Annotated in this window: 19 protein-coding genes; 12 read left to right on the forward strand and 7 right to left on the reverse strand. The window is 63.4% G+C overall.

Annotation, left to right across the window (positions count from 1 at the left end):
- Positions 1-84: 84 nt before the first annotated feature.
- The 12 genes from ACIQUG_RS10210 to ACIQUG_RS10265 all read left to right on the forward strand — a co-directional run bounded on the left by ACIQUG_RS10210 (position 85) and on the right by ACIQUG_RS10265 (position 11,727).
- On the forward strand, positions 85-801 hold the full coding sequence (locus ACIQUG_RS10210) for a FadR/GntR family transcriptional regulator (RefSeq protein WP_043611249.1): 717 nt from the start codon (positions 85-87) through the stop codon (positions 799-801).
- Positions 798-1,970 carry a PLP-dependent transferase gene (locus ACIQUG_RS10215; RefSeq protein WP_402320438.1) on the forward strand — a complete coding sequence of 391 codons (1,173 nt, stop codon included), beginning with the start codon at positions 798-800 and terminating at the stop codon, positions 1,968-1,970. Before ACIQUG_RS10210 ends, ACIQUG_RS10215 begins: the two co-directional genes overlap by 4 nt.
- 68 nt (positions 1,971-2,038) lie before the next feature.
- Positions 2,039-3,301: a sugar ABC transporter substrate-binding protein gene (locus ACIQUG_RS10220; RefSeq protein WP_205237974.1), complete on the forward strand. Its 1,263-nt coding sequence runs from the start codon at positions 2,039-2,041 to the stop codon at positions 3,299-3,301.
- A 143-nt stretch (positions 3,302-3,444) separates the two neighbouring features.
- Complete coding sequence (locus ACIQUG_RS10225) at positions 3,445-4,380, forward strand: carbohydrate ABC transporter permease (protein WP_052201536.1); 936 nt, start codon at positions 3,445-3,447, stop codon at positions 4,378-4,380.
- A gap of 4 nt (positions 4,381-4,384) precedes the next feature.
- A complete protein-coding gene (locus ACIQUG_RS10230; protein WP_402320443.1) occupies positions 4,385-5,218 on the forward strand; it encodes a carbohydrate ABC transporter permease in 834 nt (277 codons plus the stop codon).
- A gap of 11 nt (positions 5,219-5,229) precedes the next feature.
- On the forward strand, positions 5,230-6,297 hold the full coding sequence (locus ACIQUG_RS10235; RefSeq protein ID WP_043611242.1) for an ABC transporter ATP-binding protein: 1,068 nt from the start codon (positions 5,230-5,232) through the stop codon (positions 6,295-6,297).
- Between the two features lie 199 nt (positions 6,298-6,496).
- Complete coding sequence (locus ACIQUG_RS10240) at positions 6,497-6,883, forward strand: cytochrome c family protein (protein ID WP_043611241.1); 387 nt, start codon at positions 6,497-6,499, stop codon at positions 6,881-6,883.
- A gap of 243 nt (positions 6,884-7,126) precedes the next feature.
- Entirely contained in the window at positions 7,127-7,975 is an 849-nt protein-coding gene (locus ACIQUG_RS10245; protein ID WP_402320446.1) for a cytochrome c oxidase subunit II, read from the forward strand.
- Positions 7,976-8,128: 153 nt separating this feature from the next.
- Positions 8,129-9,907 (forward strand): cytochrome c oxidase subunit I, encoded by a 1,779-nt coding sequence (ctaD, locus tag ACIQUG_RS10250; RefSeq protein ID WP_402320449.1) that lies wholly within the window; start codon positions 8,129-8,131, stop codon positions 9,905-9,907.
- Positions 9,904-10,608, forward strand: a complete 705-nt coding sequence (locus ACIQUG_RS10255; RefSeq protein ID WP_402320452.1) for a cytochrome c oxidase subunit 3 — start codon at positions 9,904-9,906, stop codon at positions 10,606-10,608. Before ctaD ends, ACIQUG_RS10255 begins: the two co-directional genes overlap by 4 nt.
- Before the next feature lie 12 nt (positions 10,609-10,620).
- Positions 10,621-11,343: a heme-copper oxidase subunit III family protein gene (locus tag ACIQUG_RS10260; RefSeq protein WP_043611232.1), complete on the forward strand. Its 723-nt coding sequence runs from the start codon at positions 10,621-10,623 to the stop codon at positions 11,341-11,343.
- 9 nt (positions 11,344-11,352) lie between these two features.
- Positions 11,353-11,727, forward strand: coding sequence for a cytochrome C oxidase subunit IV family protein (locus tag ACIQUG_RS10265; RefSeq protein WP_402320455.1), 375 nt, complete (start codon positions 11,353-11,355; stop codon positions 11,725-11,727).
- 51 nt (positions 11,728-11,778) lie between these two features.
- On the opposite strand, the gene ACIQUG_RS10270 is transcribed toward ACIQUG_RS10265, so the two are convergent.
- The 7 genes from ACIQUG_RS10270 to ACIQUG_RS10300 all read right to left on the reverse strand — a co-directional run bounded on the left by ACIQUG_RS10270 (position 11,779) and on the right by ACIQUG_RS10300 (position 19,566).
- The gene (locus tag ACIQUG_RS10270) at positions 11,779-12,537 is read right to left on the reverse strand and encodes an ATP-binding cassette domain-containing protein (RefSeq protein WP_104668541.1); all 759 of its coding nucleotides are present in this window, start codon (positions 12,535-12,537) and stop codon (positions 11,779-11,781) included.
- Between the two features lie 11 nt (positions 12,538-12,548).
- Complete coding sequence (locus ACIQUG_RS10275; RefSeq protein WP_402320459.1) at positions 12,549-13,748, reverse strand: alanine racemase; 1,200 nt, start codon at positions 13,746-13,748, stop codon at positions 12,549-12,551.
- Between the two features lie 11 nt (positions 13,749-13,759).
- Positions 13,760-14,737 carry an ABC transporter permease gene (locus ACIQUG_RS10280; RefSeq protein ID WP_402320462.1) on the reverse strand — a complete coding sequence of 326 codons (978 nt, stop codon included), beginning with the start codon at positions 14,735-14,737 and terminating at the stop codon, positions 13,760-13,762.
- A gap of 130 nt (positions 14,738-14,867) precedes the next feature.
- A complete protein-coding gene (locus ACIQUG_RS10285) occupies positions 14,868-15,932 on the reverse strand; it encodes a substrate-binding domain-containing protein (RefSeq protein ID WP_402320464.1) in 1,065 nt (354 codons plus the stop codon).
- Positions 15,933-16,007: 75 nt separating this feature from the next.
- The gene (locus tag ACIQUG_RS10290) at positions 16,008-17,069 is read right to left on the reverse strand and encodes a substrate-binding domain-containing protein (protein ID WP_043611221.1); all 1,062 of its coding nucleotides are present in this window, start codon (positions 17,067-17,069) and stop codon (positions 16,008-16,010) included.
- A 26-nt stretch (positions 17,070-17,095) separates the two neighbouring features.
- Positions 17,096-18,355 carry a M20 family metallopeptidase gene (locus ACIQUG_RS10295; protein WP_402320467.1) on the reverse strand — a complete coding sequence of 420 codons (1,260 nt, stop codon included), beginning with the start codon at positions 18,353-18,355 and terminating at the stop codon, positions 17,096-17,098.
- On the reverse strand, positions 18,355-19,566 hold the full coding sequence (locus ACIQUG_RS10300; protein WP_402320470.1) for an ROK family protein: 1,212 nt from the start codon (positions 19,564-19,566) through the stop codon (positions 18,355-18,357). Before ACIQUG_RS10300 ends, ACIQUG_RS10295 begins: the two co-directional genes overlap by 1 nt.
- Positions 19,567-19,650: the final 84 nt, after the last annotated feature.

Genomic DNA, 19,650 nt, shown 5'->3' on the forward strand with positions numbered 1-19,650 from the left:
TATCAGTTCTTGCTTGACGACCCCAACCAGCTTGATCATATTGGTGAGATGTCAGACCAATTTGGCCTCTGGGGAGGGAGCCGAATGAATGAACCGGCAAGAGCGGCACTGATGCCCCTGCCCCCGGCCGATCGGGCCCAGCAGGTGATTGCCGCATTGGCTGACTACATCGAACAATCGGGCCTCAAAGCTGGCGAACGCCTGCCAGCCGAGCGCGAACTGATGACGGCGCTGGCTGTCGGCCGCTCGACCATCCGCGAAGTCATCCGCCACTTCCAGGCACTCGGCGTCGTCGAGGCACGCAAGGGCAGCGGCACCTATCTCTTGCGCACGATCTCCGGTGCCACCGTCCATATGCCGCTCACGCTCGACGCCGCGCATCTGCGTGACGTGCTGTTGATGACGCTCGAAGTGCGCCGGGGCATCGAGGTCGAGGCAAACATGGTCGCCGCCCGCCGGCGCACCGAAGACGACCTGAAGATCATCGAAATCAAGCTCAACGAGATGGAGCGCGTGCATATCGCCAAGGGCACGTCGGGGCCGGAAGACCTCGCCTTTCACCTGGCGATCTACGACGCCACCCACAATCCGCTGTTTCGCCAACTGCTCGAGCAGATGCGCGAAGCCTTCGAGCGCTTCTGGGACCATCCTTTCGACCGAACGGACTTCGCCCGGCGCTCCTTCCCGTTCCACCGCACCCTCTTCAACGCGATCGCCGCTCAGGACCCTGAGACTGCTCGCGAAGAAACGCTGAAAATCCTCGCGATCGTCGAGGAAGACATCAAGGAAATGTCCAAATGACCACCGGCCTCGATCCGTTCGACCACGCCTCGCTGATCGTCGCGCATGACGAAGGCAACGCCTTCGACGCCGTCGTACCACCGATCGTGCAGACCTCGCTCTTCACCTTCAAGGATTACGACGACATGGTCGCCTCCTACAGGGGCGAGCGCGTGCGGCCGATCTATACCCGCGGCCTCAACCCGACCGTGCGCATGTTCGAGGAGATGCTGGCGAAACTCGAAGGCGGCGAAGACGCGATCGGCTTTGCCAGCGGCATGTCGGCGATCTCGTCGACCGTGCTTTCCTTCGTCGAGCCGGGCGACCGGATCGTCGCCGTCAATCACGTCTATCCCGACGCCTTCCGCCTGTTCGGCACGCATCTGAAGCGTATGAAGATCGAGGTGACCTATGTCGACGGCCGCGACGAGGAGGCGGTCGCGAAGGCTCTGCCCGGCGCCAAGCTCTTCTACATGGAAAGCCCGACAAGCTGGGTGATGGACACCCATGACGTCGCCTCGCTCGCGCGCCTCGCCAAGGACCAGGGCATCATCACCGCGATCGACAACAGCTGGGCAAGCCCGATCTTCCAGCAGCCGATTTCGCTCGGCGTCGATCTCGTCATCCATTCGGCATCCAAGTACCTCGGCGGACACTCGGACGTCGTCGCAGGCGTCGTCACCGGTTCGAAGGACCTGATCGGACGCATCCGCTCGGAAGCTTATCCCTATCTCGGCGGCAAGCTCTCGCCCTTCGACGCATGGCTGCTGATCCGCGGATTGCGCACCCTGCCGATCCGCATGAAGGCACACGAGCGCTCGGCGCTTGAAGTCGCGCGGCGGCTGCAGGCCCATCCGCTGGTCGAGACCGTCTGCCACCCCGGCCTCGGCAACACGCTGCCGCCGGGCCTATCCGGCACCTCGGGCCTCTTCTCCTTCATCTTCCGCGAAGGCGTCGACGTCAGGCGTTTCGCGGATCATCTCGAGCTCTTCAAGCTCGGCGTTTCCTGGGGCGGCCATGAAAGTCTCATCGTCCCGGGCGAAGTCGTGCTGTCGCAGAAAGCACAACCCAATTCCGCGGCCGCCTTCGGCATCTCGCCGCGGTCGGTACGGCTGCATGTCGGTCTGGAGGGAACGGAGGCCCTCTGGAGCGATCTCGAAGCGGCGCTCGCCGTCGCTTCGACTGACTGACAGGGGCGGGATCAAGATCCCGCTCCGCCCACTTTGAACCAAAACCAACGAGAAAAGAGGGAACAGACATGAAGAAACTGATCACTGCCACGCTTCTCGCCACCCTGATGGCCGGAAGCGCACTCGCCGACACCAAGCTGAAACTGGTCGAAGTCATCACCAGCCCGGAGCGCACCGAGACGCTGAAGTCGATCGTTGCCAAGTTCGAGGCCGCCAACCCCGGCACGACGGTCGAGATCATCTCGCTTCCCTGGGGCGAAGCCTTCCAGAAGTTCGCCACCATGGTTTCGGCCGGCGAACTGCCTGACGTCATGGAAATGCCCGACACCTGGCTGTCGCTCTATGCCAACAACGGCATGCTCGAAAGCCTCGAGCCCTATCTCGCCAAGTGGGAGCACACCGGCGGGCTGACGGAGCGCGCGCTCGAACTCGGCCGCGACATCAACGATACCGCCTACATGCTGCCCTACGGCTTCTATCTGCGCGCGATGTTCTACAACAAGAAGCTGCTCTCGGAAGCCGGCGTCAGCGAGCCGCCGAAGACCATGGACGACTTCGTCAAGGCATCCGAAGCCGTCTCGAAACTTCCTGGCAAATCCGGCTACTGCCTGCGCGGCGGCCCGGGCGGCCTCAACGGCTGGGTGATGTTCGGCGCGACCATGGCCGGCAGCAACACATTCTTCAACGAGGACGGCACCTCGACCATGAACAGCGAAGGCTGGGTCAAGGGCCTGACCTGGGTGATCGACCTCTACAAGAAGGGGCTGGCACCGAAGGACAGCGTCAACTGGGGCTTCAACGAAATCGTCGCCGGCTTCTACAGCGGCACCTGCGCCTTCCTCGACCAGGATCCGGATGCGCTGATCGCCATTGCCGAGCGCATGAAGTCGGAAGACTTCGGCGTCACCACCATGCCGAAGGGCCCGAGCGGCAAGGCGTTTACCACCATCGGCTTTGCCGGCTGGTCGATGCTATCTGCAAGCCAGAACAAGGACCTCTCCTGGAAGCTGATCGAGACGCTCGAAGGGCCGGAAGGCAACATCGAGTGGAACAAGCGCACCGGTGCGCTGCCGGTGCACAAGTCTGCCGAGAAGGACCCCTTCTATGCCAGCGCTCAGTTCAAGGGCTGGTTCGACGAACTCGCCGACAAGGACGTCGTCCTGACGGTCATGCCGACCTACCTCGAGGAATTCGCCTTCTTCAAGGATTCGCTCGCCATCAAGACGACCCAGGAAGCGCTGCTCGGCGACATCACGCCGGAACAGCTCGCCAACCAGTGGGCGGAATACCTCACCAAGGCGCAGCAGAAGTTCCTTGCCAGCAAGAAGTAAGCCTTCGGCCGGCGGCGGCTTTCCGCCGCCGGCCTTTTGATCTCGCGCGGAACAAAATGGGCGCGGTCTCCGCCCTTTCCGCTCCGACCTAGAATCGAGGCACGCCCGAAAAACCGGCGGCCGCACAGGGGAAATTTCGATCGATGGCCTATGTCGCCCGCCAAAGCGGCCTGCCGGCAAGCAGGACGCCGCTGAAGAAGCGCATCGCCGATGGCGCCGCACCCTATCTCTATAGCGCGCCGGCGCTGATCCTGATCGTCACCGTGATGCTGGTGCCGCTGGTGCTCGGCGTCTCCTATGCCTTCCGCGATATCCAGCTCCTGAACCCGTTCTCCGGCGCCTATATCGGCCTCGATCACTTCCGGGCGCTGTCCGAGGATCAGGCCTTCTACCGGGCGCTGCGCAATACGCTGTGGTGGACCGGCGCCTCTGTGTTCTTCCAGTTCGTCTTCGGCCTAATCCTGGCCCTGCTGCTCGATAAACCCTTCTATGGGCGCGGCCTCGCCCAGGCTCTCGTCTTCCTGCCCTGGGCCGTACCGAGCTTCCTTGCCGGCCTCAACTGGGCCTGGCTGTTCAATCCGGTCGTAGGCCCCCTGCCGCACTGGTTCTACGCGCTCGGCCTCATGAGCGAGCCGCACAACATCCTGTCCGACCCGCAGCTTGCCATGTGGGGGCCAATCGTCGCCAATGTCTGGTGGGGCATTCCCTTCTTCGCCATCACGCTGCTTGCCGCCCTCCAGGCGATCCCGCGCGACCTCTATGAGGCCGCAAGCATTGACGGCGCCGGCCCGGTCCAGCGCTTCCTCTCGATCACCCTGCCCTTCCTCGCGCCGACGATCGCCATCACCATCCTGTTGCGCACTGTCTGGATCTCCAACTTCGCCGACCTGATCATCGTCATGACCAATGGCGGACCGGCCGACCGCACCCAGATCGTCGCCAGCTACATCTTCACCCAGGCCTTCAAGCGGCTGGATTTCGGTTACGCCTCGGCGATCGCGCTCGTGCTTCTGGCGCTGCTGCTCGCCTATTCGATGCTAATCGTCATCCTGCGCCAATGGCTGCTGAGCAAGGATTGAACCGATGCGCGCCAAACCGCTTTTCCTCATGATCGCGCACCGGCTGGCAATCCTTTCCTATATCGCGTTTGCGCTCTTCCCGCTCTATTGGCTGTTGAAGGTCGCGGTCACGCCGAACGACCTGCTCTACTCCGAAGGCATTCGGATGTGGCCGTCGCGTGCCAGCCTCGAGCACTTCGACTTCGTGCTCCGCCACAGCGCCTTTCCTGTCTTCTTCAAGAACAGCCTGATCGTCTCGGGCTCGACTGCTGTCATCGTCACCATTCTCGCCTCGCTCTCGGGCTATGCCCTGTCGCGCTTCAACTTCCGTGGCAAGTACTGGCTGGTGGCGCTGATGCTTCTGACGCAGATGTTCCCGCTGGTGATGCTGGTCGCGCCGATCTTCAAGATCCTCTCGCCGATGGGCCTGACCAACAGCCTGACCGGCCTCGTCATCGTCTACACCGCCTTCAACGTGCCCTTCGCCACCTTCCTGATGCAGTCCTTCTTCGACGGCATCCCGAAGGATCTTGAGGAAGCGGCGATGATCGACGGCGCCACCCAGTTCGTCGCTTTCCGCCAGATCATCCTGCCGCTGACGCTGCCGGGCATCGCCGCAACGCTCGGCTTCGTCTTCACCGCCGCCTGGAGCGAGCTATTGTTTTCGCTGATGCTGATCTCCGGCAACGACCAGGCGACCTTCCCCGTTGGACTTTTGTCCTTCGTGTCGAAGTTCTCCGTCGACTTCGGGCAGATGATGGCCGCCGGCGTGCTCGCACTCATCCCCGCCTGCCTCTTCTTCCTGCTCATTCAACGCTATCTCGTCCAGGGCCTCACGGCCGGCGCGGTCAAAGGCTGAGGATTGCTCTCATGGCTTCCATCGATATCGCCAATATCCAGAAATCCTACGGCATCCACCCGGTCCTGCACGACGTCGATCTCAAGATCGGCGACGGGGAGTTCGTCGTGCTCGTCGGCCCGTCCGGCTGCGGCAAGTCCACGCTTCTGCGCATGATCGCCGGCCTTGAAAGCGTCACCTCGGGCGAGATCCGCATCGCCGGCAAACGCGTCAACGAGCTGGCGCCAAAGGACCGCGACATCGCGATGGTGTTCCAGTCCTATGCGCTCTATCCGCATATGTCGGTCGCCAAGAACATGAGCTACAGCCTGAGGCTCCGGAAGACCGCCAAGGAGAAGATCGCAAGCGTCGTCTCGGGTGCGGCCGCCAAGCTTGGGCTCGATCCGCTGCTCGAACGCCGGCCGCGCGCGCTCTCGGGCGGCCAGCGCCAGCGCGTCGCCATGGGCCGCGCCATCGTGCGCGAACCGAAGGCGTTCCTGTTCGACGAGCCGCTGTCGAACCTCGATGCCCGCCTGCGCGAGCAGATGCGCGCCGAAATCAAGAAGCTGCACAAGGATCTCGGCGCCACCTCGATCTACGTCACCCACGACCAGATCGAGGCCATGACGCTCGCCGACCGCATCGTCGCCATGAACGGCGGCTTCGTGCAGCAGGTCGGAAGCCCGCTCGACCTCTATGACCGGCCGGCCAATCTCTTCGTCGCCGGCTTCATCGGCTCGCCCGGCATGAACTTCTTCGAGGGCACCTACCGAAACGGCGCCGCTCCCCGCTTCGAAACAGATGGTGGCATCGTCATCCCGGCTCAGCCGCATCCTGCCCTCGCCGACGGCGGCAAGGCGACGCTCGGCATCCGGCCGGAACATGTGGAGATCGGCGTCGAAGGCCCGGATGCGCTGAAGGCCAATGTCGACCTGGTCGAGCCGACCGGCTTCGGCATCATCCTGCACCTTTCCTTCGGCCGTGCCGGCTTCAAGGCGTTTACCAACGACCGCCGGTTCCTCAACGTTTCCGGCTCGCTGCCCGTGCGCCTGCCCGTCGAACGGCTGCACTTCTTCGATGCCGACGGCAATCGCGTCTGATTGCCGGCACCGGCCATGGTGAAAAATTAGTCGGCGAACTGGCCGACGCCGCCGGTTGACTTCCTGAGGACGAGGCGTACCGTTTCGGTGTCGCAAGTATCAACCGCCGTGGCGCCAACTTAAGAGAAGCAAGCACCGCCAAAACGACAGATTGACGATAGCCTTCCTTGCCTGCGCCCGGCGATTTTGAGGAAGTGTCATGCGAATTCTTGTTGTTGCCCTTGCCTTTTCGACAACCTTGCTCTGTCCGCTCGCCGCCCTCGCGCAAGAGGGCGATGCCACGGCCGGAGCCACGGTCTTCAAGAAATGCGCCGTCTGCCATATCGTCGACAGCGATACCAACAAGGTCGGGCCCTCGCTCAACCATGTCCTGGGGCGAACCGCCGGCACCCATCCCAACTTCAGCTACTCCACGGCTATGGTCGATGCCGGCAAGGGTGGCCTGGTCTGGGACGAGACGACGCTGCGCGACTATCTGCACAATCCCAAGGCCAAGGTGAAGGGCACGAAAATGGCCTTCGTCGGGCTGAAGGACGACACGGACATCTCCAATCTTCTCGCCTATCTCAAGCAGTATTCGCAGTAGGCTGAAAAGACGAAACGCAACCGCCGCTCGCCACGTCGGCGGCGAATTGCGACTATTGGACGTTCGTGCAATAATTGCATCTACAGCGCCGCGCGCCTGACCAGACGCAGAGAGGTCGCTGTAGAACTTTGAATTCCTGCATGTTTTCATCCCTGGATCGGCGACGACCAAGGAAAACGTGCAGCAGAGATCTACGGATTGCGTCTTCATGCCCACAGCCGCCAGCGGCGAGGAGGGACAGAAATGGCCGTGGTCGTTATTCTGGTTTTACTGGCCGTCGGATCGGTATTGTTTCATCTGTTGAGCCCGTGGTGGTGGACACCGATCGCGTCCAACTGGAGTTACATCGACAATACGCTGATCATCACCTTCTGGATTACCGGCGTCGTCTTCGTCGCCGTGGTTCTTTTCATGGCCTATTGCGTGCTCCGCTTTCGCCATCGCCCGGGAAACCGGGCGGCCTATGAACCGGAAAACCGCAAGCTCGAAGGGTGGCTTGCCGGCGGCACGACGCTCGGCGTCGCCGCCATGCTCACCCCCGGCCTTTTCGTCTGGCACCAGTTCGTGACCGTTCCCGACGGAGCGGCCCAGGTTGAGGTCGTCGGCCAGCAGTGGCTGTGGAGCTTCCGGCTCCCCGGCGCCGACGGCAAGCTCGGGACATCCGAGACCCGCGACATCACGCCGGAAAACTCGCTCGGCCTCAACCGCAACGATCCGGCAGCGCTTGACGACGTGGTCATCGAGGGCGGCGAACTGCATCTGGAAGTCGGTAAACCGGTCAAGATGCTGCTGCGCTCCGTCGATGTGCTGCATGATTTCTACGTGCCGGAGTTTCGCGCCAAGATGGACATGGTGCCCGGCATGGTCACCTATTTCTGGCTGACGCCCACCCGCACGGGCACGTTCGAGGTTCTGTGCGCCGAGCTTTGCGGCGTCGGTCACCCGCAGATGCGCGGCACCGTCGTCGTCGACAGTGCGGAGGACTATCAGGCCTGGCTTTCGCAGCAGCAGACCTTCTCGCAGCTGCAGGCACAAGCAGAAGTGCAGACGAAGGAAACGGCGCAGGCATTAAATGCCGCCCCGGCGCAATAGAGGCGCCCCGACGGCCAAGCGGGATGAGGAAAAGTGCTCGCGGTATCCGCCCGCATCCCGCTCGTGAGGAGACGCAATTCCATTGTTGGACGTGCGGAATTGCAGGTTCAAGGCGTTGGATCGAGATGATCCGGTGTTGGGAGGTTCTCGCAGATGGTCGATATCCGGTCAGGCACGGGCGAACCGATTGGCCCCGCGGAAGTGGAGGACGTGGAGCTCTATCATCCCCATAGCTGGTGGACGCGCTACGTCTTCAGCCAGGATGCCAAGATCATCGCCGTGCAATATGCCTCGACCGCCATCGCCATCGGCATGGTCGCCCTGGTGCTCTCCTGGCTGATGCGACTGCAGCTCGGCTTTCCCGGCGCCTTCGCCTTCATCGATGCCGAGCGCTACTACCAGTTCATCACCATGCACGGCATGATCATGGTGATCTATCTCCTGACCGCGCTCTTTCTCGGCGGCTTCGGCAACTACCTGATCCCGCTGATGCTCGGCGCGCGCGACATGGTCTTTCCCTATGCCAACATGCTGAGCTACTGGCTCTATCTGCTCGCCGTCCTCGTGCTCGTCGCCAGCTTCTTTGCCCCTGGCGGGCCGACCGGCGCCGGCTGGACGCTCTATCCGCCTCAGGCGGTTCTGTCCGGAACGCCCGGCGGCAAGGACTGGGGCATCATATTGATGCTCTCCTCGCTCATCCTCTTCGTCATCGGCTTCACCATGGGCGGGCTCAACTATGTCGTGACCGTGCTCCAGGGTCGCACGCGCGGCATGACGCTGATGCGCATGCCGCTCACCGTCTGGGGCATCTTCACCGCGACGGTAATGGCGCTCCTCGCCTTCCCCGCCCTCTTCGTCGCCTGCGTCATGATGCTGTTCGACCGGGTGCTCGGCACCAGCTTCTTCATGCCGGCGATCGTCGAGATGGGCGAACAGCTGCAGCATGGCGGCGGCAGTCCGATCCTGTTCCAGCACCTCTTCTGGTTCTTCGGCCATCCCGAGGTCTACATCGTGGCGCTTCCCGCCTTCGGCATCGTCTCCGATCTCATCAGCACCCACGCCCGCAAGAACATCTTCGGCTACCGCATGATGGTCTGGGCGATCGTGATCATCGGCGCGCTCTCCTTCATCGTCTGGGCGCACCACATGTATGTCAGCGGCATGAACCCCTATTTCGGCTTCTTCTTCGCAACGACCACGCTGATCATTGCCGTGCCGACGGCGATCAAGGTCTACAATTGGGTCCTGACGCTCTGGCGCGGCGATATCCACCTGACGCTGCCGATGCTTTTTGCGCTCGCCTTCATCGTCACCTTCGTCAATGGCGGGCTGACCGGCCTCTTCCTCGGCAATGTCGTCGTCGACGTGCCGCTCTCCGACACGATGTTCGTCGTCGCCCACTTCCACATGGTCATGGGTGTCGCGCCGATCATGGTGATCTTCGGGGCGATCTATCATTGGTATCCCAAGATCACCGGCCGCATGCTCAACCAGGCCATGGGGCAGATCCATTTCTGGGTCACCTTCGTCGGCGCCTATCTGATCTTCTTCCCGATGCACTATCTCGGGCTGATCGGTGTTCCGCGCCGCTATTACGAGATGGGCGAGACCGCCTTCGTGCCGGCGTCCGCCCACACGCTCAACGAGTTCATCACCATCATGGCGCTGATCGTCGGTGCCGCCCAGATCGTCTTCCTCTTCAACCTCGTCTGGAGCATCCGCCATGGCCGCGAGGCCGGCGGCAATCCCTGGCGGGCAACGACGCTCGAATGGCAGACGCCGGAAACGCCGCCGCGCCATGGCAACTGGGGCAAGGAGCTGCCGGTCGTCTACCGTTGGCCCTATGACTACAGCGTGCCGGGAGCCGCGGAAGATTTCATTCCGCAAACTGAGCCGGGTCCGGTAGGCCACGCGCCGGAGGGTGCCTCATGAACGTCACCCTCGTCTTCCTGGCGGTGGTCTTCGCGATCGCCGCCTGGTGGCTCAGCCGGCAGCGGCTGTTCTCGAAACCCTGGCTGGAGGTCGGCCACGCCCACGACCCGCGCCCACTCGGCAGGCCTTCGATCCCGCCAGCAAAAATCGGTCTCGGCGTCTTCCTCGCCGTCGTCGCAGCGCTCTTCTCCCTCTTCATCAGCGCCTACTTCATGCGCATGGCCTCCACCGACTGGTGGTCGACGCCGATGCCGAAGATCCTGTGGCTGAACACCGCCATCCTCGCACTCGGCAGCCTGCTTCTGCATGCGGCCCGCGTCACTGCCGAACAGCATCGTGAAGAGGCGAGCCGCACGGCGATGATCGCGGCGCTTGCCGCCGGTCTCGCCTTCCTCGCGGGCCAGGTCTTTGCCTGGCGCGAACTCTCTGACGCCGGCTTCCTGCTCGCCGACAATCCGGCCAACAGCTTCTTCTACATGATCTCGGGCATGCATGGCCTGCACATTCTCGGCGGCCTGTTCGCGCTGACCCGGGTCATCGTCAAGACGCGCGCCGGCGCGATGGGCGACAAGGCCGTGCTGTCGATCACGCTCTGCGCCACCTACTGGCATTTCATGCTGGCCGTATGGCTGGTGCTCTACGCGCTCTTTTCCGGCTGGGCCAACGACTTCGTCGAGCTCTGCCGATCCCTCTTGACTTGAAGGAGCCAAGGCATGTCCGCCGAGACACATTCGCCTGTCCGAGAGCCGCTCCACCGCCCGGCGGGACTTGCCGGCTTTGCCGCAGACTGGGCGTCGGACCAGCGGACGTTCAAGAACGTCTCCTGGGGCAAGGCGATGATGTGGATCTTCCTCTTGAGCGACACCTTCGTCTTCGGCTGTTTCCTCATCGCCTACATGTCGGCGCGCATGTCGACGGCCGTGCCCTGGCCCAATCCGAGCGAGGTCTTCGCGCTGCACATCGGCGGCTCCGATGTGCCGCTAATCCTGATCGCCATCATGACCTTCGTGCTGATCACCTCGAGCGGCACGATGGCCATGGCCGTCAATTTCGGCTACCGGCGCGATCGCAAGAAGACCGCACTTCTGATGCTACTGACCGCCCTTTTCGGCGCCACCTTCGTCGGCATGCAGGCCTTCGAATGGACGAAGCTGATCACGGAGGGCGTGCGCCCCTGGGGCAATCCTTGGGGAGCGGCCCAATTCGGCTCGACCTTTTTCATGATCACCGGGTTCCACGGCACCCACGTCACGATCGGCGTCATTTTCCTTTTGATCATCGCCCGCAAGGTCTGGCGCGGCGATTTCGAAACCGAACGGCGCGGCTTCTTCACGAGCCGCAAGGGACACTACGAGATCGTCGAGATTACCGGCCTCTACTGGCACTTCGTCGACCTCGTCTGGGTCTTCATCTTCGCATTCTTCTATCTGTGGTGAGGCATGGCCATGACAGAAACGACTGTTCACACCCACGCGGCACCGGCAGCAAAGGCGGAAAGCCACGCCCAAACGCACCAGCAGCATCCGATCGGGCTCTATCTGGTCGTCTGGTTGCTGCTCTTCGTGCTCAGCACCTTTTCCTACCTCGTCGACTATGTCGGGCTGCAGGGCTATCTCAGGTGGTCGCTGATCCTGATCTTCATGGTGCTGAAGGCGGGGCTGATCGTGGCGATCTTCATGCACATGGCCTGGGAGCGGCTGGCGCTGATCTACGCCATCCTGCTGCCACCGCTCTTGGTGCTGGTCTTCGTAGCGCTGATGGTGTCGGAATCGCACTACGTGCTCTTCACTCGCCTCACCTTCTTCGGCGCGGCGCCGTGAGCATGAAAGCGGCGCCGCCCGAGCAGGCGGCGGCGCTGGCTGTCTTGTGACTCAGTGTTGCTGAAGCCCGGTGATCATCGCGATGATCTCGTTCTTGTCGGTCTTCGCCGTCTCGCGAATGCCGATCTGCTTGCCGCGACGCAGAACGCAGATGCGATCCGACAGCTTGAAGACCTGATCGAGGCTGTGGCTGATGATCAGCACGCCGATGTTGCGGCTTTTCAGCGATTCCACGATCTCCTCGACCTTTGCTGTTTCCGCGACGCCGAGCGCTGCCGTCGGTTCGTCGAGAAGAATAAGCTTGCTCGCCCAATGGGTGGCGCGGGCAATGGCGACGCCCTGGCGTTGCCCGCCCGAGAGGTCGCGGATCGTCGCATGGGCCGAGGGGATGCGGACATCCAGTTCCTTCACCAGCGTCTCCGTCTCGGAAATCATCCGGCGACGGTCGAGCAGGCCGAAACGGTTTACCGGCTCGCGGCCGAGAAACATGTTCATGTAGACCGTCTGCTGGTCGGCAAGTGCCAGGTCCTGGTAGACGACCTCGATGCCATGGGCGCGCGCCATGGTGGCGTTCGACATCGCCACGGTCTGGTTCTCGATGGTGATCGTTCCCGAGGTCGGCGTGTAGACGCCGGAGATGATCTTGATCAACGTCGACTTGCCGGCGCCGTTGTCGCCGACGAGCGCGACGATCTCGCCCGGACGGACCTCCAGCGAGAAGTTCTCGATCGCGGTGACGCCGCCAAAGGTCTTGCGGATGTCCTTCAGCTTCAGGACCGGCTCTGCTGCAGCACTAACGTTCGCGTTCATGATGTCGCCCCTCATACCGGCCAGGCTGCGGTTTCGCCGAAACCATTCTCGATCGTTTCCACCTTCGGCGCGCCCTTGGAGATGCCCGACACGCCGACGACATAGGCGCGCGTGACGAAGGCCTGGCCGCGGAAGCCGAACACCGCCGTGTCGCCGGGCTTGGGCGCAGCCGGTCCACTGGCGTCGATCATCGCATAATAGTCGATCGCCGAGGGCGGTGGCACTTCGACGCTTCGAAGCGCCGATGCGGCCGTGGTCGGCTCAGTCGATACGATCGCCTTGACGTCGTAATCCGGGAAGATCGGGTCGATGTAGAAGCCGCCACCGAAGCAATAGGCCTTGCCGCCCGATAGATGGGAGACCTCGGTGAGGTAGAGCACCGCCGGCAGTTCGGGCAGGTCTTCCATCACGTGCAGCGCGGTGGTGCCATGCAGGCCGTTGCCCGGCTCGCATTGCGTCGCCCCCGCTTCGGCAAGGGCCGGCAGCATGACGCTGGAGGTCGTGCCCGGTGCGTTCACCTCGATCCCGTTGCGCCCGGCCTTGGCCAGCGCCTCGGCCGCTTTCGAGAGCGTGGCCAGGTTGTGCGTCGGCTTCACCTTGCGGCTTTCATGATCGAAGAGCAGCGCCGGAAAGGTGGTGATGCCGGCAAAACGGCCGCCATCGAGCGCATCGAGCCGATCGGCGACCGCGGCAACGTCGCTGGCATCGAACCCGCCTTCATGGCCGCGGTAGAAGGTGTCGCCTTCCGCCCTGATGCGGGCAAGCAGATCCTGCCGATAGCCGGCGGCATGCGCGCCGGCTGCCGCTTCTGCTGCCTTCTCGGCGTTGAAGACCGTCCAGTAGTCCGGCCGGAAGGTCTTCGCCGCGGCCGCAGCCTCGTGACGGGCGACCTGCTGCAGGTGGCCGAGATGGCCGACCTTCAGGCCGGCCCTGTGGGTGGCGCGGGCGCAGGCCATGTCGACGGCAACCGAACGGTCGATGCCGCCGCGCTGGACGGCATCACAGAACGAGCTGGAGCGGCCAACCTGCTTGGTCATGGCAAAGGTCTTCAGGCCCAGGCGACGGGCCTCGTTGCTCATGATCGCCGCATTGGCCTCGACCGTGTCGAGGTCGAGCACATAGGCGTTGGCCGGGATCTTGCCCTGCTGGTGCAGGGCCATTGCCGCTTCGATGAAGGCCGGGTTGCGGCGGCGCAGAACGTCGAGAAACATGAAATCCTCCTTCAGCGGGACTTTTCGCGCAGCGACACGGCGACCGCAGCGAGGATGATGAGACCGCGAACGATCATCTGGTCGGAAACGGAAAGGCCCATCAGGATCAGGCCGTTGTTGAGCATGCCCATCATCAGCGAGCCGACGAGCGCGCCGACGATCGTGCCCTTGCCGCCGTTGAGCAGCGTGCCGCCAACGATGACGGCGGCAATCACCGTCATCAGGTCGGTCTCGCCGAGCGTGTACTTGGCGGCTTGCAGGCGGCCGGCATATAGCAGGCCTGCAAGCCCCGCGAGACCGCCGCTAATCATCAGGACGGCGAGCCGAATGCGCGGCACGCTGATGCCGGAAACACTCGCCGCCCGGCTGTTGTCGCCGGTCGCCAGCACATGGGCGCCGAAGCGGGTCTCGCGGTAGATGACGTGACCGCAGACGACGGCAACGATGGTCCACCAGATCAACGACGGCACCCCGAGAAACGAGCCCGAGCCGAAGAAACCGGTAAAGGTGCTGTCGGTGACCGGGATCGAGCGCAGGTTCGTCATCGAGCGCGAAACACCGGCAAAGAGCCCGAGCGTCGCAAGCGTCACCAGGAACGACGGCAGCTTGACATAGGCGACGAGCACGCCGTTCAGAAGCCCGATCAGCACGCCGGCGCCGATGCCGGCGACAACGCCTGCAACCAGGCCATACTCATTGACCGTTACCGCCGCCGCCAGCGCCGAGACGGCGACCGTCGAGCCGATCGACAGATCGATCTCGCCGGCCGACATGACGAAGACGAGGCCGATCGCCATGATCGTCACCGGCGCCGTCTGCAGCATGATGTTCGACAGGTTGCGAACCGTCAGAAAACCGCTGTCCTTCAAGACGATGGCGAAGAACAGAAAGATCGCCAGGAAGCCGAGATAGACGACGTATTGCTGCAGGTTGAGGCGGCTGACGAGGCTTGCCGGCTGGCCGCTCGCGCTGGAATGGGCACTGGACATTATTCTTCCTCCGAAGGCAGGGGGAATGCTCCCCCTGCACTACGGCGCCGCACGTCCGGTCAGACGCGCGAAGGTCGCCGTAGCACTATGAGAAGCTGCATGTTTCCCACATGCAGCGGGCATCATTTCATCACTTCATCGCATCCGCGATCGTCGCGGGTACGTCCCTGTTCAGAGACTTCTTCCAGCCGTAGGCGACCGTCGCCTTGGTGACGGCAAGCGAGTTGACCACCAGGAAGGGCTCGGCCTTCTGGCCGACCAGCGAGCCGGCCGCGGCACGCGCTGCGGTGACGCCGATATTGTAGGCTTCGTCGGCGACGAGCGCTGCGATGTTGCCGCCCTTGACCATATCCAGCGCTGCCGGTTCGTTGAGGTCGAGCGTCACGATCTTGGTGTGGGTGTTGCCCGCTCCGCGCAGTGTCGAAAGCACGCTCAACGCCGGCTCCGCCCAGGTGACATAGATGCCGTCGAGATCCGGGTTCTGGGTGATCATGCCTTGCGCGATTTCCTCGCTGCGGGCGGGATCGGCCATGCCGGCCTCGGCAACGATCTTCATGTCAGGATAGTCCTGCTCGATCGTCGACTTGAAGGCGCCGTCGCGCTGGTTGGTCACGTAGAAATCAGCGTCGTGGTAGATGTAGCCGAGCTTGCCCTTGCCGCCGAGGGCATCCGCCATGGCCATGGCCGCCTTGTTGCCCATCTGGAACAGGTCGTCCGAGACGATCGTCACATAGTCCTTGCCGTGTTCGTAACCGGCCGGCGAATTGTCGACGAAGGCGAGCTTCACGCCGGCGGTGCGCGCCGGATCGTAGACCACGGCAGCCGTTGCCGGATCGACCGGCAGCGACAGGATGATCGAGGGCTTCTTGGCAAGCACCGTCTCGACATCCGCCTTCTGGCGGGCGGCATCGAAGCCGGCATCGGTCTGTGCGACCACCTCGACGCCGAGGCGCTTGAACTCGTCCTGGGCGCCGCTATTGACCGCATTGGTGTATTCGCTCATCTCGTGCCAGACGAGCGCTGCGGTAAATTTGCCGTCCTTGATCTGTTGTTCCTGCTCCGCCGTCAGCGTCAGGCTGCTCGCGGGCGTCGGCGCCTCGCCATGCGGCCCTGTGGTCTTGCCGTCAGCGGCAAAGCCGGATGTTGCGGCAAATACCGTCGCCAGCAACGCGAAATGTCTCACTGCCCTGTGCATCTCTGCCTCCCTTTGGGATGGTGCCGCCGGAAACGTCCTCTCTCCCGGCGGCCATCGCATGACTTCGCTGCCTGATTACTTGGCCGCGTCGAGCACCGACTGCGGCGCATCGCGGTTGAGCGACTGCTTCCAGCCGTCCGCGACGTTTTCCTTGGTTACGGTCAAAGCCGGGGCAACGACGAAGGCCGGCGTCTGCTGCCCGAGCAGCGACTTCAGACCGGTCGCAGCCATGGCGCGTCCAAGCTCATAGGCCTTGTCGGCGACGAGCGCGGTGACGTTGCCGCCCTTGACCATGTCGAGTGCCACCGGTTCGGCAAGATCGAGCGTGACGATCTTGGTTTTGGTATTGCCGCTCGAGCGCAGGGCGGAGAGCACGCCGTCGGCGGGCTCGGCCCAGGTCACGTAGATGCCGTCGAGATCAGGATTCTGCAGCAGCATCGCGCTTGCCAGTTCCTCGGCACGTGCCGGGTCGGAGATGCCCTGCTCGGCAACGATCTTGATATCCGGATAGTCCTTCTCGATCGTCGACTTGAACGCCTGGTCGCGCTGGTTCGTCACATAGTAGCTGGCGTCATGGAAGATGTAGCCGACCTTGCCCTTGCCGCCGATCGCCTTGGCCAGCGCATCGGCCGCCTGCTTGCCCATCTGGAAGAGATCGTCGGTGACGATCGAGGCATAGTCCGTGCCCTGCTTGTAGCCGCTTGGCAGGTTGGAAAGGAACACCAGTTTGCTGCCATCGGTGACGGCCTGGCGGAAGGCTTCGGCCGAGGTGACCGGATCGAGCGGCAGCGCCAGGATGACGTTCGGCTTGGCGGCAAGCGCGGTCTCGATATCGCTGCGCTGGCGGGCGGCGTCGAAGCCGGCATCCGTCGTCACTGCGATCTCGACGCCGGCGCGGGCAAACTCGTCCTTGGCACCGGCCGAAACCGCATTGGTGAAATCGGACGAGGTGTGCCACAGCAGCGCTGCCTTGTAGCCTTTGCCCTTGAGCGCGCCGATATCGGCATCAGTCAAGGCGACATCGGCACTCGGCGTCGCGGTCTCCCCGGACGGACCGACCGTCTGGGCGGATGCGGCATTGGCGGCAAGCACGAAACCGCTGACGAGCGCAGCAGCCATCAATTTCTTCAAGATCATTTTCGTTCTCCCTCTTGTTTGGCAGTTCAGTCCATGACGCCGCAGTAGCGCGCCATGAAGGCGGCAAATCCGACGATCCCGGCGAGGTATTCCTCCACCTCGACCCGCTCCTCGTAGGTATGGCAATTGCGGATGTCGCCCGGCGCGCAATAGACGGCAGGCACGCCCAAGCGATTGACGAAGAACGGCGATTCCGACCAGAAGGGGGCACCTTCGATCACCCCGCGTCCGGCCATGGCTTCCGCCATGGCGGTCGACAGCGCACCGACTTCGCCAGCCGTTTCGTCGATTTCAGCCGCCGTGCCACCAAGCGCGTGGTCGCGGCCGGCCGGATAGGAAAACTCGACCGTGATTTCCGGATCGGTGATCGCCGAGCGCACCGCAACCTCGATCTCGGCTGCCGCCGTGTCCAGCGATTCCCCCGGCAGGAGCTTGCGGATCAGCGACAAGGTGCAGCGCTCGGGCACGGCAATGTAGCCGCCGCCGGCAAGGCCGGTGATCAGCAGAAAACTGCGGCCGATCAGCTTGTGCTCGGCGCGCGCGGCAACCTCATCGGAGTGTTTCCAGAGTGCCGACATCGCCGCATGGCTGGCGCGGAGCGCGTCCTTCCCAAGCTCAGGCACGCCGAAATAGGCCGACTTTCCTGTAATCGTGATGTCGGTGATGAAAAAGCCGATCTGCGCCGGATAGACCGAAAGCCGGGTCGGTTCGACATAGACGACGAAATCCGGCCGCGCGATCTCACCCGCCTCGATCCGGCCGACCAGATCCTTGATGCCGGCCGACACGCCGGTGCCCGGCTGGCCGCTTTCCTCGTCACCGATGAAGGCAAAGGCCACATCGCCGACGAGATCCACGCCAGCCTTGTCGAGCAGCGACAGCGCCGCCAGCGACGCGCAGATGCCGGCCTTCAGATCACCCGAACCACGGCCCCAGACCGCGCCGTCGATGATCGGTGCGGCGAAGGGATCCTCGCGCTCGGTACCGACCCAATGTTCGCGCCAGCCGTCGACATGCACCGTATCCGTATGGCCGATGAACAATAGGCGTGGCCCCTTGCCACGGCCCTTGCGCTCCGCCCAGACGTTCGGCCGACCCGGCAGGAATTCCGCCGTTTTCAAGCCTTCAAGGTCAAGGCGCTGCATCGTTTCGGCCAGAAAGGCGACGAAATTCGCCTCGTTGCCGGTAATGCTCTCACGCCCGATCGCGCCACGAAAAAGATCGATCGCCGCGTCGCGGTCAAGCACCGCGCGCAAACGTTCGACCAGACCGTCATTCATCGTCATCACATCGCCTCCCGAAGCGCGTTGACGTTTGCCCGTGGCAGCGAAATCCGACCGTCGGGTGCATCGACCCCGAAGAGTGTATTATGCAACTGACCGAGCCCGATCGCCGCCGCCCCGATGATTGCGGCGCGCGCGCCGAGTTCACCGGTCTCGACATTGACCGGATAAGGGAAGCACTGCGGCAGGAAGGCCTTCACCCGCGAAAGCATTTCCGGACGCAGCCCGATCGACCCACCGAGAATGACCTTCTGCGGGTTGGCGATCGCCGCAATCGCCGCAACACCGGCGGCCAGATACCGCGCCGTGTCGTCCAGCACGGTCAGCGCTGCCGCATCGCCGGCTTCCGCCTTGGCAAAGATGGTGGGCACGGTGACCGTGTTGCCCGAAAGTGCCGCGTAGCGCTCCGCCATGCCATGCGAGGCGACAGCCCGCTCGAAGGCGCCGGTGCGCAGCGATTCCGCCTCGAACGGATCGGCGCCGAGCGGCAGAAAACCCATCTCGCCGGCGGCATTGCTGACGCCGCGCACCAGGTGGCCGCCGACCATCAGGCCGCTGCCGACACCGGTGCCCAGCGCCACATAGGCGAGGTTGTCGATCCCCTGCCCCTGGCCAAGCCAGTTCTCGCCGAGAACCGCAAGGTTGACGTCGTTCTCGAGCATGGCGCCGAAGCCGAGCACCTCTCCGAAAGCGCCGACGACGTCCATGGTGTCGAAGCCGGCGATGTTCGGTGCGAGCAGCACGCGGCCGGTCTCGCTGCAGGGCGCGCCGGGAACACCGACCACCGCAAGCCGGATCTTCTCGCGAGCAATCTTCTGCCGGTCGGCCGCCTCAAAGGCCATCGCGGCGATCTGCTCGACGACGAAGCGGCCGCCACGCGGATCGGTCGGCGCCGTGTCTTCGGCAAAGATCTGGCAGGCGAGATCGGTGATCGCCACGCGCACCTTCGTGCCGCCGAGGTCGACGGCGATGATGAAGGCGGCATCGCACACCAGTTCGTAGGTGACGGCCGTGCGCCCGACATGACCGCTGGTGCGCCCCGTCTCCTGCACCCAGCCCTCTTCCTCCAGGCCGCGGACGATCTCGGAAATGGTCTGCTTGGAAAGGCCGGTCTGCTTCGAGATCGACGCACGCGAAATCGGCCCGCCCTGGACGATCGCCTCCATGACGGAGCGCTGGGAGAACTTCCGGGAGATGCGCAAGCTGTCGTTCACGGGGACCTCTTTTAATTCGTTCTGTTACCGAACTTATTAAGATCAGGCATCGCTGTCAATCTTGCCCGATAGGATTATCTTTCA

This window comes from Ensifer sp. NPDC090286 (assembly GCF_044769565.1).
GTDB lineage: Bacteria > Pseudomonadota > Alphaproteobacteria > Rhizobiales > Rhizobiaceae > Ensifer.

What these genes read in the sequence shown, in the direction of transcription:
- ACIQUG_RS10290 (WP_043611221.1), bottom strand. Translation starts at nt 17,069, where the DNA reads ATGATCTTGAAGAAATTGATGGCTGCTGCGCTCGTCAGCGGTTTCGTG.
- ACIQUG_RS10295 (WP_402320467.1), bottom strand. Translation starts at nt 18,355, where the DNA reads ATGACGATGAATGACGGTCTGGTCGAACGTTTGCGCGCGGTGCTTGAC.
- ACIQUG_RS10240 (WP_043611241.1), top strand. Translation starts at nt 6,497, where the DNA reads ATGCGAATTCTTGTTGTTGCCCTTGCCTTTTCGACAACCTTGCTCTGT.
- ACIQUG_RS10285 (WP_402320464.1), bottom strand. Translation starts at nt 15,932, where the DNA reads ATGCACAGGGCAGTGAGACATTTCGCGTTGCTGGCGACGGTATTTGCC.
- ACIQUG_RS10235 (WP_043611242.1), top strand. Translation starts at nt 5,230, where the DNA reads ATGGCTTCCATCGATATCGCCAATATCCAGAAATCCTACGGCATCCAC.
- ACIQUG_RS10215 (WP_402320438.1), top strand. Translation starts at nt 798, where the DNA reads ATGACCACCGGCCTCGATCCGTTCGACCACGCCTCGCTGATCGTCGCG.
- ACIQUG_RS10245 (WP_402320446.1), top strand. Translation starts at nt 7,127, where the DNA reads ATGGCCGTGGTCGTTATTCTGGTTTTACTGGCCGTCGGATCGGTATTG.
- ACIQUG_RS10210 (WP_043611249.1), top strand. Translation starts at nt 85, where the DNA reads ATGAATGAACCGGCAAGAGCGGCACTGATGCCCCTGCCCCCGGCCGAT.
- ACIQUG_RS10280 (WP_402320462.1), bottom strand. Translation starts at nt 14,737, where the DNA reads ATGTCCAGTGCCCATTCCAGCGCGAGCGGCCAGCCGGCAAGCCTCGTC.
- ctaD (WP_402320449.1), top strand. Translation starts at nt 8,129, where the DNA reads ATGGTCGATATCCGGTCAGGCACGGGCGAACCGATTGGCCCCGCGGAA.
- ACIQUG_RS10220 (WP_205237974.1), top strand. Translation starts at nt 2,039, where the DNA reads ATGAAGAAACTGATCACTGCCACGCTTCTCGCCACCCTGATGGCCGGA.
- ACIQUG_RS10260 (WP_043611232.1), top strand. Translation starts at nt 10,621, where the DNA reads ATGTCCGCCGAGACACATTCGCCTGTCCGAGAGCCGCTCCACCGCCCG.
- ACIQUG_RS10255 (WP_402320452.1), top strand. Translation starts at nt 9,904, where the DNA reads ATGAACGTCACCCTCGTCTTCCTGGCGGTGGTCTTCGCGATCGCCGCC.
- ACIQUG_RS10230 (WP_402320443.1), top strand. Translation starts at nt 4,385, where the DNA reads ATGCGCGCCAAACCGCTTTTCCTCATGATCGCGCACCGGCTGGCAATC.
- ACIQUG_RS10270 (WP_104668541.1), bottom strand. Translation starts at nt 12,537, where the DNA reads ATGAACGCGAACGTTAGTGCTGCAGCAGAGCCGGTCCTGAAGCTGAAG.
- ACIQUG_RS10225 (WP_052201536.1), top strand. Translation starts at nt 3,445, where the DNA reads ATGGCCTATGTCGCCCGCCAAAGCGGCCTGCCGGCAAGCAGGACGCCG.
- ACIQUG_RS10265 (WP_402320455.1), top strand. Translation starts at nt 11,353, where the DNA reads ATGACAGAAACGACTGTTCACACCCACGCGGCACCGGCAGCAAAGGCG.
- ACIQUG_RS10275 (WP_402320459.1), bottom strand. Translation starts at nt 13,748, where the DNA reads ATGTTTCTCGACGTTCTGCGCCGCCGCAACCCGGCCTTCATCGAAGCG.